13 protein-coding genes and 1 pseudogene are annotated in these 13,273 nt (G+C 40.4%); 13 read left to right on the forward strand and 1 reads right to left on the reverse strand.

What is annotated here, in order from left to right:
• Positions 1-241: 241 nt before the first annotated feature.
• The 13 genes and pseudogenes from AC075J_RS13715 to eno form a co-directional block, all read left to right on the forward strand.
• A pseudogene (locus tag AC075J_RS13715) lies at positions 242-679 on the forward strand (Ig-like domain-containing protein); the annotation flags it as partial.
• A gap of 100 nt (positions 680-779) precedes the next feature.
• Positions 780-935 carry an Ig-like domain-containing protein gene (locus AC075J_RS13720; protein WP_476390425.1) on the forward strand — a complete coding sequence of 52 codons (156 nt, stop codon included), beginning with the start codon at positions 780-782 and terminating at the stop codon, positions 933-935.
• 242 nt (positions 936-1,177) lie between these two features.
• Entirely contained in the window at positions 1,178-1,558 is a 381-nt protein-coding gene (locus tag AC075J_RS13725) for a hypothetical protein (protein ID WP_476390426.1), read from the forward strand.
• A 228-nt stretch (positions 1,559-1,786) separates the two neighbouring features.
• A complete protein-coding gene (locus AC075J_RS13730; RefSeq protein WP_118616659.1) occupies positions 1,787-2,563 on the forward strand; it encodes a 4Fe-4S binding protein in 777 nt (258 codons plus the stop codon).
• Positions 2,564-2,693: 130 nt separating this feature from the next.
• Positions 2,694-3,410 (forward strand): FAD:protein FMN transferase, encoded by a 717-nt coding sequence (locus AC075J_RS13735; protein WP_476390427.1) that lies wholly within the window; start codon positions 2,694-2,696, stop codon positions 3,408-3,410.
• 37 nt (positions 3,411-3,447) lie between these two features.
• A complete protein-coding gene (locus tag AC075J_RS13740) occupies positions 3,448-3,726 on the forward strand; it encodes an FAD:protein FMN transferase (RefSeq protein ID WP_476390432.1) in 279 nt (92 codons plus the stop codon).
• Positions 3,727-3,824: 98 nt separating this feature from the next.
• Positions 3,825-5,714, forward strand: a complete 1,890-nt coding sequence (locus tag AC075J_RS13745) for a penicillin-binding Tp47 domain C-containing protein (protein WP_476390428.1) — start codon at positions 3,825-3,827, stop codon at positions 5,712-5,714.
• A 173-nt stretch (positions 5,715-5,887) separates the two neighbouring features.
• Complete coding sequence (locus tag AC075J_RS13750; RefSeq protein ID WP_173706388.1) at positions 5,888-7,381, forward strand: FMN-binding protein; 1,494 nt, start codon at positions 5,888-5,890, stop codon at positions 7,379-7,381.
• A gap of 171 nt (positions 7,382-7,552) precedes the next feature.
• Positions 7,553-7,813 (forward strand): heavy-metal-associated domain-containing protein, encoded by a 261-nt coding sequence (locus tag AC075J_RS13755; protein WP_055052796.1) that lies wholly within the window; start codon positions 7,553-7,555, stop codon positions 7,811-7,813.
• A 511-nt stretch (positions 7,814-8,324) separates the two neighbouring features.
• Positions 8,325-8,711: a hypothetical protein gene (locus AC075J_RS13760; RefSeq protein ID WP_118616655.1), complete on the forward strand. Its 387-nt coding sequence runs from the start codon at positions 8,325-8,327 to the stop codon at positions 8,709-8,711.
• 173 nt (positions 8,712-8,884) lie between these two features.
• Positions 8,885-9,154 carry a hypothetical protein gene (locus tag AC075J_RS13765; RefSeq protein ID WP_476390429.1) on the forward strand — a complete coding sequence of 90 codons (270 nt, stop codon included), beginning with the start codon at positions 8,885-8,887 and terminating at the stop codon, positions 9,152-9,154.
• 192 nt (positions 9,155-9,346) lie between these two features.
• Complete coding sequence (locus AC075J_RS13770) at positions 9,347-9,637, forward strand: hypothetical protein (protein WP_476390430.1); 291 nt, start codon at positions 9,347-9,349, stop codon at positions 9,635-9,637.
• A gap of 787 nt (positions 9,638-10,424) precedes the next feature.
• Complete coding sequence (eno, locus tag AC075J_RS13775) at positions 10,425-11,729, forward strand: phosphopyruvate hydratase (RefSeq protein WP_118616664.1); 1,305 nt, start codon at positions 10,425-10,427, stop codon at positions 11,727-11,729.
• Between the two features lie 128 nt (positions 11,730-11,857).
• Here the strand turns inward: eno and AC075J_RS13780 are convergent.
• A partial coding sequence (locus AC075J_RS13780) for a serine hydrolase domain-containing protein (protein ID WP_476390431.1) occupies positions 11,858-13,273 on the reverse strand: 1,416 nt, incomplete at its 5' end.

A 13,273-nucleotide genomic window follows, 5' to 3' on the forward strand; every position in this document is an offset into this window, starting at 1 on the left:
AGGAATTAAGGCAACAGTAGCAGATATTATGAATACAGACTCATCTGCAGCAGTTACCTTTGACCAGGCTCTGCCGGCAGACTTCAAGGCACAGTATACTGTAGACAAAACAGTGGTTTCCTGCACAGACGGAAAACTTGCAGTTGGAGCTCTTGCATTGGGAACACATAAGGTTGAAATTGCAGATGCCAGCGGAAAATATGCAGCCATTGTAACTGAATTTACAGTAAATACAAACAAAATGCCGGCTTCTTATGACAGTAACGAGACAAAACTGGTTGCAGCAAAAGGCACTACAGCAGAAGAGTTCTCTGCATACATTAAGAGCATCAGCAAAGTAAAAGTTGATGATACAGAATATGCTGCAACAGGAAAAGGAAGCAAAATCATTGTAAAAGAAGATGGAACTCTTGATCTCACAGATCTTCAGGTGACAGACACAACTGTTTTCGAAATAACTGCTGTGGGATATAAGAATAATCTTACTTTTACTTATAAAGAAGCAGAAAACACATTTGAATTAAATACTTCTTCCAAGACTCTTTATACAAAAGGCAGCACAAAAACCACTCTCAAAGTTACAACAAACCTTACAGATAAAATCACATGGAAGTCCAGCAACACAAAAGTGGCTGCTGTAAACAGCAAAGGTGTTGTAACTGCTAAGGCAAAAGGAACAGCAGTGATCACAGCATCCTGCGGAGAATACAAAGTAACCTGTAAGATAACAGTTAAAAATCCATCCCTGAAACTTACCAAATCTTCAGCAACTGTAAAAGTTGGAAAAACAACAAAGATTTCCGCAAGTAAAAACCCCATCAGGAAAGGTTACTTACAAGTCAAGCAACAGCAAGATTGCAACAGTAAGCTCCAAAGGCGTTGTAAGGAAAGAAAAAAGGTACTGCCAAAATCACAGTAACCTGCAATGGTGTTAAGAAGGTATTTACAGTAAAAGTAAAATAAACGATAACAGGTAAATAATTCACACAATAAATGACCTCGGATTTTGTTCCGGGGTCATCTTAATGAAAAAAAAACAACATTAGCAAAATCTGTTATATATAGATTTTTGTATACGAAAATGATACACTTTTAAAGTTAGTTATGATTAAGTTTTGCTTCATCCAAAAACAGATATCATATCCGGCAAATAAAAAAATGAAGGAGAGGAAACAACGTGAATAATCAAAATTTTTATCTGCGTCTGATCGCACTTTTGCTGATTATCATGGCGGTATTTTTCTATAACGGAACAGTAAAGGATAAAGAACAGGCCCAGAATATTGCAGATCTGACTGCCAAAACAGAGAGCCTGGAGAACCAGCAGGACCAGATCCTTACAGCATTAAAGGAAACTTATGAGGAACAGGAAAAACAGCATCAGAAAGTAATGCTTCTTCTGATGTATCTTCGGAAGCTGATAATAAATCTGAAAAGGATTCTGCAGAGGATAAAGAAAATGCAGATCAGGCAGATTCTGAAGATGCCGATGATTCTGATAATGTATATAAGAACGGTACTTTTGAAGGTTCAGGAACCGGATACGGTGGAACGATGACTGTTCAGGTGACTCTGGAAGATGATACCATTACAGCAGTCAGTGTAGTCAGTGCACCGGGTGAGGACAGATGCTCTATCTGTCACAGGGCGAGAATGTCATAAACACAGTGTGATTAGCGAGCAAGAAGCACAAGGGATGTTGCAGCACTCTTTTCCCAGGAGCAACTTTCAGTTCTACCGGTATCTTAGAAGCAGTAAATGACGCATTATCAAAGGCGGAAAACGCATGAAAAAGAAACAACGAAAGGTACGGCTGATCCGTGCCGCCATACAGCTTATATTTTTTATAGCAGCGCCCTCCCTTTTTTCTACGGCATTTGCAGGAGTCAAATCCATCTTTCTTACAATCGGAGGACAGCAGAGCGTAACCTGGAACTCTTTTCTGGATATTACGGCGTTACTGTTAATTACTACCATTCTGTTCGGGCGTCATTTCTGCGGTTATGCCTGTGCGTTTGGCTCACTGGGAGATGCTCTGTATGAGCTTACCGCGTTTATCCGTGCGAAATGCTTTGGAAAAAAGAAAAAACATGGATATCCGGAGGAATGTGTACACAGATTGCAGAAAGTAAAATATGTACTCCTTGCGTTCCTGCTTCTTTCCTGCATGACAGGATTCTATTCTAAATTACAGGGAATGAGTCCATGGGATGTATTCTCCATGCTTACAACAGGCAGACTGCCGAAATCTACCTACATTGTGGGAACAGTTCTGCTGATCCTGATCATGGCCGGAATGTGTACACAGGAGCGTTTCTTCTGCCAGTTTCTCTGTCCCATGGGAGCAGTATTTGCAATCATGCCGATCATCCCGGGAGCACTTTTCAAACGAAATCGTCCAAACTGTGCGCCAAAGTGCACTCTCTGTAAGAAGAGATGCCCCGCACACCTGGATATTGACGGTGATACTGCACATTCAGGGGAATGCATCTGCTGTCACGCCTGCACTGCAGTCTGCCCAAGGAAAAATATTCATACAGGCACTATTATTGATAAAAATTAGCAACTGCTAACTTATTGAAAAAATTTGATTAGTAAGAACTAACTGTATTGGTAGACATACTTTTCCGACAGTGATATAGTCTATAGAGTTAGTTGATGATAACAATAAGAGGATAAGGAATCAGAAATATATGACAAACAAACGCTCTTTTGTACTGGGACTTTTCATTACGGCCTCTCTTTTATGTACATCCCGGACTGCATGGGGAAACTCTGAAATAAACACATACACCAAAACAGACTTTGCTATGGACACCGTAGTATCAGAGACTCTTTACACAACAGGTGAGGACATCACAGCAGACGTAATCTCTGCATTAAAAGATGTAGAAGAGAACTGGATCTCCTGGACAAAAGAAAGTTCTCAGATATACCAGATCAATCAAAATGCCGGGAATACAACAACGGTATCTGATGAAACTGCCACCTGTTTAAAACAGGTACTGGATTTGTCGAAAGCTTCTGGCGGAGCCATGGATCCTACTATGGGAAGAGTGATCCGCCTGTGGGACATTGACGGAGAGGATCCGCATATTCCTTCAGATGATGAATTAAATTCCCTGCTTGAAAATGTAGGATATGACAAGGTGACTCTGGATGGAAATAAAGTTACCATGCCGGAGGGAGTAACTCTTGATCTGGGGGCTGCAGGTAAGGGAATCGGCTGCGATGCAGCAAAGAAGATTCTTGATGCAGATAAAAATGTATCAGGCATGATCCTGAATCTCGGCGGCAGCAGTGTTATGAGCTATGGAAGCAAACCTGACGGCTCTGTCTGGCAGGTAGCTGTCACTGATCCGCGGGATACAGAAGGTGATTACCTGGGAGTAGTTACTCTGAATAACTGAATTTTTATCTACTTCCGGAGATTACGAAAAATACTTTATAGAAGATGGTGTTCGATATCATCATATACTGGATCCTGCTACAGGATATCCTGCAAGAAGCGGTCTCACATCTGTGACGGTTGTGTGTGATGACGGTCTGAACGCAGACGGACTTTCCACTGCATGCTTTGTACTGGGAAAAGAAAAGGCAGAAGAACTTTTGAAGAAATACAATGCAGACGGACTGTTCGTAGATGATTCTGATCATGTCTGGATGACGGAAGGCATGAAAGAAAGATTTCAATTACTGAAAGATACTTATTCCATCGGTGAATAGGTTTATCTATATAAAGATCTCTGAACTGTCAAAAATTTCAGTTTTCCGGACAGTTTGGAAATATATTTATTAACTCATATTCAGGAGGATTTAAAGGTATGCGCAAGGGAAATTTAATCAAAATGGCAGCTCCTGCAATTTTAAGTGCAGCAATGATGGTTTCAGGATTACCGGTTATGGCTGCGGATTTTACATCTGATACTGCTGTGGAGACTGAGGCACAGACAGATGAGTTTGATGCAGCAGATGACACCGCTGATGCTTTTGCAGGCGATGAGGAAACACCTTTTGTTGACGATCAGGCAGCAGCAGAAGATGAATTCGCTGCAACAGCAGAAACAGGCTACAAATATGTCTATGCAGGTCTGACATGGGCACAGTACTGGGCATCTGAGGGAGTTTATAATGCTGCAAACACAGCTTCCAATGGAACAAAAGACAGCCATGATGAACTTGACAAAGGCGGTTTCGACACAGTAACCAGAGCTACTGTAAACCATGGCCTGCACAGAGGAAGCTACCAGTGTGAAGCAATCATGTATGACAAAAACGGCGGTTCTTATGAGATTTCCTACTGGACCTCAGCTAATGATGCAGTTCTTACAGACGGAACAACTGTAAAGCTGAATCAGCCTGAAAGAGGACAGATTACAAAAGCTGATGGAAGTGTTGTAGAATTCGACCATTATAACGTAGTAGGCCTGAAATATGTACCTGTCGCAGTAAAAGCAGAAGATTATGAAGCCTTCAAATCCCAGTTCAAGGTTGTGGAAGACGGAAGCACAGTTGCCGGAGGATTTGGAGAAAACAATTTGCAGTCCTATAGTGCAGTTGCGGATGTTACCGCTGAAACAAACGGCTTAAAAGAAGCTGTAAAAGGTTCCGATGGAACATTCACATTCAAGGCCAGAACAAACGGTACAGGTTCCGGACTTAAAGATCAGGCACTCCAGACAGCATCCAATGTTACCGCAACAGTAAAAGAAGCAAGTGGAAGTTACGGCGAATTCTTAAGAGTAGATATTACAGGTGACGGATATGGTGCTCTTGGTGCTAAAATGTATGCTGTAAAATGGGATTACTACGGAAATGGTAATAAAGTTCTGGCATCTTACGGAACAAAATTTGCAGCAGATAACTGGATGCACAAGGCAATGGGAATCCAGCTTGGTCTGACAGATTCCTACCGCTGCCAGCTTCCAAAAGGAACAGATGGAACCGGCAAATGGAAAATCACCGTATATGCAATGGGATATGCAGATACTGTATTTGAAGTTAATGCAACAGATGCAAACATCGTAAAACCGGAAGCAGGAGAAGCAGATACAACAGCATTAAAAGCAGCAGTAGAAAAAGCAGAAGCCTTAAAAGAAGCAGATTACACAGCAGATTCCTGGAAGGCAATGCAGTTAGAGCTTCAGGAAGCAAAGGATCTTCTTGCAAAAGAAAAGCCAACTCAGGCAGAGGTTGATGAAGCTACAGCTCATCTGAACGCAGCAGTAGAGGCTCTTGTTAAAGCAGATACGAAGGTAACAGTAACTCTCAACAAGAAAACAGCCACTGTTTACAAAGGAAAAACAACTACACTGAAGGCAACTGTAACAGGAGCAGATGCACCAAAAGTTACATTTACTTCCAGTAACCCAAAAGTTGCAGCCGTAAACAAAACAACCGGTAAAGTTACTGCAAAAGCAAAAGGTAGTGCAGTCATCACAGCTAAATGCGGAGATGTAAAGGTAACCTGCAAAGTAACAGTTAAAAATCCAACTCTTACACTGAGCAAAACATCTGTATCTGTAAAAGTCGGCAAAACAACTAAGATCACAGCAAAAGCAGCTCCGTCAGGAAAAGTTACATACAAATCCGGCAACAAGAAAATTGCTACAGTATCATCCAAGGGTACAATTAAAGGTATTAAAAAAGGTACTGCCAAGATCACAGTAACATGCAATGGCGTAACCAAAACAGTTAAAGTAACTGTAAAATAATCTGACCTGACTGAAGTCAGGCGGATATTTGCAATCGGATTCGCAGACAAGAGGAAAGAAATCCTGTATCCCACCAGAAAGGGCAGGATTTCTTTTCAACTGTAAAACTTTATACAGTTGAAAAGAAATCATTTGAATATGATTTCCTGGAACTATTGAAGAAGGAGAAATTTATGGACAAAAATAATGAGCAGAAAAATAATAAGACTCCGGAAATGAAACCCAAACAGGACAGTTTCCGTTCATGGTTAAAGCTTATTCCTGCGGCAGCAGTTTTTGCAGCAGTCTGTGTAACCTGTTATCAGGCAGATAAAAGTCCTGTGGAGACTACATCGGTTTCCAATAATAATATTATGTCTACTGACGAGATTAAAGAATTGATTTCACAAGGAACTGCAGGTAAGGATTTTGATTCAGAAGACTCTTCTGAAACCAATGGAACCTCAATTTCAAAAACATCAAAAAAAACAAGTAAGATTAAAACAGGAACAAAGAAAAATTCATCTACAGGTTCCTCTGCAAATGGAGGTACAGCAGGGGGTGGTGCAGGAAGCACAGTCACACCAACTACAGAAGTTCCTGCCGGTGGATATGCAGATGGTACCTATACAGGATCCGGAACCGGTTTCGGAGGAACGATCACTGTTCAGGTAACTGTCACTGACCATAAAATTGCAGCTATCAATATTGTAGATGCATCAAACGAAACAGCCTCCTATTTTGCAAATGCACAGGGTGTGATCAGCAAAATTCTTGCAAGCCAGTCTCCGAACGTAGATGCAGTCAGTGGTGCCACTTATTCTTCAAACGGAATTATTACTGCGGTTCAGAATGCATTGTCACAGGCAATTCCATCAGGAAATCAGGCAGTTGTTACGCCAACTCCCACTCCATCACCGAAACCGACAAAGAAACCTTCTCCAATACCGAAGCCGGGAGACGAACAGATTTACAAAGACGGAACCTATACAGGAACCGGTAAAGGATACAGTGGGACAATTACGTTGACAGCTAAGATTAAAAAAGGTGTGATCAAGTCTCTGGAAGCAGAGCATACAGATACGCCTATGTTCTTTAAGAAAGCATGGGACATCCTGGAAAATGAGATCATTCAGAATCAGTCTGTCGATGGCATTGATACTGTCAGTGGTGCAACCTACTCTTCAAAGGGTATCATAAACGCAATGAAAGATATTCAGAAGCAGGCAGAAAAAGGCACCACAAAAGTGACACCAACTCCAACACCAGAAGTAACAGTTACGCCAATTCCTGAGGCAACCCCAATCCCGACACCGGAAGAAACTCCGACTCCAGAAGTCACTCCAACACCAGAGGAAACACCAGCTCCCACACCAACACCGGAAGAGACTCCGGAGCCTACGCCGGAACCTACAGGACCATATATTGACGGAACTTATACAGGCTCAAGCTACGGATACAGTGGAAGAGTAAATGTAACCGTAACGATTCAGGGCGGTCAGATTGCATCTATTGAACAGAGTAACAGTGATTCACCTGAGTACTTTGATTATGCATGGGAAACTATTTATCCTCAGATTATGGGAAATCAGTCAGCAGACGGAATTGATGCTGCAAGCGGTGCCACTTATTCCTCAGAGGGAATCCTTGGAGCAATTCAGAAAGCTCTTGCCCAGGCATTGGCATAAAACTACTGAAATTAAAGCAAAAAAGTAGCATAAAATTTTAATTACAATTAAAACTTACACTTATTGTAAAAGAAAAAAACATATGCTATAATTTCTGTTAGTGAGTTCTAATTTATAATGACAGATCATGCTTTTAACAGTATTGTAATAATAGAAATGGAGGATAACAACATGATTAAAACAACTGTAAAAGTAGACGGCATGATGTGCGGTATGTGTGAATCTCACGTAAATGATGCAGTGAGAAAAGCTTTCCAGGTAGATAAAGTTACATCTTCCCACAGCAAAGGAGAAACCGTGATCATCTCAGACGGACCGGTAGACGAAGCAAAATTAAAAACAGCGATCAGTGCTACAGGATATGAAGTAAAAGGCATTACATCAGAGCCATATGAAAAGAAAAAAGGACTGTTTTCTTTTCTTCATAAATAAAAATACGTTTTAATTTTCCATGAGAAACCAGGCAGGAATTGTTCAGTGATTGAACAGTTCTTTCCTGGCTTTTTACTTTATCAGACACCTTGTTGCATTCAGAGATGTGTCTCTGGTAGATGAAATCAATAGTCATGGATTTGAATGATTTATAGAAAAATGGAATCTTTTTTGCATATTGAGAGCATTTCAGAAATATATCTGATAAATGTATTTGTCAAGCGGATAAAATCTACCGCTTCGCTACGTGGCTCTATACCAAATAACTACTCCGCAGTTTATCAGAAGGAGCTTGCAGTCCTCGGATGACGCGCTATGGAAGAAGTGTTCAAAAAATGTAACACAAGTCCATAATCTATTGTGCAATTTCTCGATAAATCTCGAATAATGACGGTAAGAAGTCCGATAAATTCATAAAAATCAGTTGCTTAATTTGTGCAAAATATGGTAGACTAACTGTAGTTAAGAAATGACAGAAATTTACAATTATTAATGATCTGGAGACGAAAGAATGAAAAAGAAAATAGAACTTGTCTGTTGGATTTTATTTACCGTTTTTTCTGGTATTGGTTTCTTTATTAACTTTATGAGCAAACCTCCGGTAAACGATACACATACATTTACTTTATACATGATTGGTGCTGCTGTAGTATCCTTACTATACCCGGCATCTATGTTTGTTCTTGGATTGAGAAACCGCTACCTGTATGATAAGTTAAATGAACTTGCTAAAGAAAAGGGTGAAACTGAAGCTGCCAAATCTGCACACACTTTCAGGTCATCCGCATCAGGATATATAGTTCCTGATATGAACATCCTTGTCAGTGCTCTGACCTCTGATCAGAAACTTACAGAGGAAGAGAAAGAATATTTATTAGAATATATTAAGAAGAAATGATGTGATGTTTAAATGGAACTGTTAGTTTGTATGTCCATTGCAGGAAGTATTCCTGTTGTGATCTGTTTACTTTTGTATATAATCCAGCGTGGAAACTATAATTACATTCTGGAAGAAGATTACTACTGACAGGTGTGTTCTTTTATCTGGTACCTGTGCAGTTGGTTAAATATTTGCTTCCAAAAGATGCACTTCCAGAAACAATGTTAATTGGTAGAAAAGCTGATTCCTATATGTCAGGTTCTCTGGCTTTCTGGAGTGAAAAGCAGGGTGAGTACATATGGATACCTCAATGGTTTAATCTATTTGCCAGAATCTGGTTAACAGGAATTATTATCTTTGCAATCTATGAGATTGTTAAATACTGGAGAGGTGCACATTCTATACGGAACTATATCTTTGAAAAGATTGAAAATCCAGAGATAATCTCACCTATTATCTGATTCCAGATGAGATCTGTGGTCCATGTACCATTGGATTTTTCCGGTCAGAAGATTGTGTTTCCAGTAGAGCTTTCCTCTGCATCCTGGATTTTATTATGGTATATAAGCATGAACATACACATTTGAAAAATCATGACAATTTAGTAAAACTTTTATGCCTTTTGCGTTGTGTGCCTGCACTGGATGAATCCTGTGGCATATCTTTTACTTTTCCTTTACATAGATACAGCAGAAATAGTCAGTGACAGTGTAGCCGTCGATGGCTGTACAAAAGAAAAACGTCAAGACTATGCAAGTTTGCTGGTATTAGAAGCCGCAACTTCTGATATTCGCCCAGCCGTGTGGAAAAATAACCTTTCCGGACATAAAAACAATAAAGAAGGAAAGGATTTTAAAACATTAAAAAGGAGGATCAACTACATGATGAAGGAAAAGAGAAAAGGGATGTTACAGAGAGGAATTATGGCAGCAGTGTGGAGTTGACAGTTGCGGCGAGCGCTGGGACGGTAATGGCGTATCAGCCAGTACGAATCGTCGGATGAAAGTTTTGAAGAATTCGTTTCTGATGATTCAATATATGATTTTGGATTTGATGATGTAAATGAAAGTATAATAAAATCTATTGATTTTTCTCAAGGTGATACGGTATATGTTGATGCAGATGGAAATCAGATAGTAGCACAAAAATCATCAGACACCTATGCATTATGTACACATAGTATGGTTCCGGCAACTTTTTATACACATTCCAAAAATTCTTCTGGCGGATGTACTGTTAGAAAATATATAAATGCCAAAGATGCGAAAAATGTGGATATAGCGCTAATGCTAAATACGATAATACTGTTACATATGCAAAATGCCCTCATTAATTAAATACTTGTTTATGTAATATAAAAAATCTTCAGATATTTGAGAGTTATTTTAGATATCTGAAGATTTTTTTACTTTAATTATTTTGAAATCTTAAACTAAAATATAAATCTATATTTTTTCTGAAATACTTTCTCAATATCCCACCAATTTCCCTCTTGCATTTTTATAAAAGTTAGAATATACTAACTAACAGAGTTAGATATAGTAAACTCTCGTGTGAATTAAATCATTTGAACTCCATCCGAAGACTGCTGAATTCTTCGGAACACCGGATCACATCTGTACTTGCTGAAATCACGGTTCTGCTGAAAAACCGTACCTCAGATATGATCCACCCGGTACATCCCAGTTGCGGTGTACCAGGAGTCCAAATGCAAAACCAGAAAGGGGATTTATCATGTACTTAGAAATTGAGAAAGTAATTGGAAGAGAAATTCTGGATTCCAGAGGAAATCCGACAGTAGAAGCAGAAGTATATCTGATGGATGGCACTGTAGCAAGAGGAACAGCTCCAAGCGGTGCATCTACAGGAGAATTCGAAGCTCTGGAATTAAGAGATGGAGATAAAGCTCGTTACCTTGGAAAAGGCGTACAGAAAGCAGTAGAGAATATCAACACAACAATCAACGAAGCAATCGAAGGTCTCGATGCAAGCGACATCTATGCAGTAGACGCAGCTATGATCGCAGCAGACGGAACAAAAGATAAATCCAAACTTGGAGCAAATGCAATCCTTGCAGTATCTATCGCATGCTGCAGAGCAGCAGCAACTTCTCTTGAGATTCCGCTGTATCGTTTCCTTGGCGGAGTATCCGGAAACCGTCTTCCAGTTCCAATGATGAACATCGTAAACGGTGGATGCCACGCATTATCATCCGGTCTGGATGTACAGGAATTTATGATCATGCCAGTTGGGGCACCTTCCTTCAAAGAATGCTTAAGATGGTGTGCAGAAGTCTTCCACGCACTTGCTTCTATCCTGAAAGAACGCGGACTTGCTACATCAGTAGGTGATGAGGGTGGTTTCGCACCTGCACTGAAATCCGATGAAGAAGCAATCGAGACAATCCTTGAAGCAGTTAAGAAAGCCGGATATGAACCAGGCAAAGACTTCAGGATTGCCATGGATGCTGCTTCCTCTGAATGGAAGAGTGAAAAAGGCAAAGGATATTATAAACTTCCAAAAGCCGGCACAGAGTATACATCCGAAGAGCTCATTGAGCACTGGGCTAAATTATGCGAAAAATATCCGATCATCTCTATCGAAGACGGTCTGGATGAAGAAGACTGGGAAGGATGGCAGAAACTTACAGCCAGACTTGGCGACAAAGTACAGCTTGTCGGTGATGACCTGTTTGTTACAAATACAGAAAGACTTGCAAAAGGTATCAGCCTTGGCGCAGGTAATGCGATCCTGATCAAATTAAACCAGATCGGTTCCGTATCTGAAACACTGGAAGCAATTAAAATGGCTCACAAAGCAGGCTACACCGCAATTTCTTCTCATCGTTCCGGCGAGACAGCAGATACAACAATCGCAGACCTTGCAGTAGCACTGAACACCTGCCAGATTAAGACCGGAGCTCCCAGCAGATCCGAACGTGTTGCAAAATACAACCAGCTTCTCCGTATCGAAGAAGAGCTCGGCGCAAGCGCAGTATATCCGGGAATGAAAGCTTTTAATGTAAAACAGGACTAAACAGAACTATAGCAATCCTCGTGAATAATTCATACCATAAATAAAATCAACCTGTAAAATGCAAAATGCATTTCTCATCTTAATCGTTTAGTGAGAAATGCATTTTTGTATATGAGACTTTATTATATTCACTCATCTGTATCAATACTGTCTGTTTCTTTCGAACTCTTCAGATATCCCCTTACAGCAGGCTCAATCGTCTGTTCCATAAGCCGGTGCAGCAGTTCTGTCGTCGTAATATTATGATCTCCCAGAAGCGAATTATACAGGAAGTTTCCTGACAGTTCTTCAGTAATAGAACTCAGTCCTGCCAGAATCATTTTTTTACCGGGTGTTTCGTTCCATCTGATCTCAATTTCATCATCTTCATGAAAGAAAATGTGCGCCTTTCGTTTCACACATTCTTCTATAAAAGTAATCTCCAGCTTTAATACTGGGATGTCGTTTTCATCCCTTGCAAATTCTCCCAGTGTAGCTACAAGGTAATGTTCTCCATGAAGATCAACACATCCATCCGCAGCCCTTCCAAATCCAACAGGAAGTTTATGGATTACCTCACCTTCGGTAAAAGAAACGTAAAAGTTTCCCGCATCATAAGTAAAAGAAATTTCAGAAATACCATCTGTCATATTATTGTGGAATACCTGCACAAACAACGGCGCAATTCCAATATTCTGCTGTTCCATAACATAAGTTCTGCCGCTTACAGCCCGCATAAAACTGTGATGATCAGATGGGCGATCAACGGCTGCTGAAATACGGTAGCTGTACTTTTTATCTGAATGCTTCCTTCTGGAAACTACATTTCTTTTCCATCTCCCGCGCAGAGAAGTACTTCTGTTATTATTCTCTCCATTTTCCAGTTCTCCGCACAACCGTTTCAGAAGACTATAGGAGAGTGGATTCTCAGGTAGAACATCGGCGGGATGATAATTAACAGGGAAATATTTCCGAATGATATTCAGCATGATACAGTCCTGAAACATTTCTTTATTCCCGGCATTTGTGACAAGAACCATATCCATATCCGGATAAATAATAACATTCTGTCCCAACATTCCATTATATTCAAAGCTTCCCGGGCGCTGTTCCATCCATAGCTGATATCCATATCCATAGGTGTCATTCTGAGTTTTCAGATGTCGTGCCGTAGATATTTCTATCCAATATTCAGACACCAGCTGCTGACCATTCCATTTTCCCCTCTGAAGATACAGCTGGCCAAGTTTTGCCATGTCTTCTGCACAGAGAAACAGTCCCCAGCCGCCTTTTGTAATTCCTTTCGGACAGGTTTCCCAGTAATATTTCGTGATACCAAGAGGACCAAACAGTCTCGGAGTCAGATATTCGGTCAGGGTTTCTCCTGTACGTTTCGTCACGATTGCAGAAAGAACATAAGTATTCAGACTGTTATATTGAAACTCCGTTCCGGGTTTTCCATTGACAGATGCATTCAGAAAGCTTCCAAGCCAGTCATTTCCGGACACGATACCTGATTCATTAAAAGTTATGCCGCTTGTCATGGTCAGCAGATTCTCTACTGT

The sequence above is a fragment of the Blautia sp. ZXY-1-C6 genome (assembly GCF_056339875.1).

Bases quoted from the DNA above. Each gene is read 5' to 3' on its own strand.
- AC075J_RS13730 (WP_118616659.1), top strand. From the start codon at position 1,787: ATGAAAAAGAAACAACGAAAGGTACGGCTGATCCGTGCCGCCATACAG.
- AC075J_RS13735 (WP_476390427.1), top strand. From the start codon at position 2,694: ATGACAAACAAACGCTCTTTTGTACTGGGACTTTTCATTACGGCCTCT.
- AC075J_RS13745 (WP_476390428.1), top strand. From the start codon at position 3,825: ATGCGCAAGGGAAATTTAATCAAAATGGCAGCTCCTGCAATTTTAAGT.
- AC075J_RS13750 (WP_173706388.1), top strand. From the start codon at position 5,888: ATGGACAAAAATAATGAGCAGAAAAATAATAAGACTCCGGAAATGAAA.
- AC075J_RS13755 (WP_055052796.1), top strand. From the start codon at position 7,553: ATGATTAAAACAACTGTAAAAGTAGACGGCATGATGTGCGGTATGTGT.
- AC075J_RS13760 (WP_118616655.1), top strand. From the start codon at position 8,325: ATGAAAAAGAAAATAGAACTTGTCTGTTGGATTTTATTTACCGTTTTT.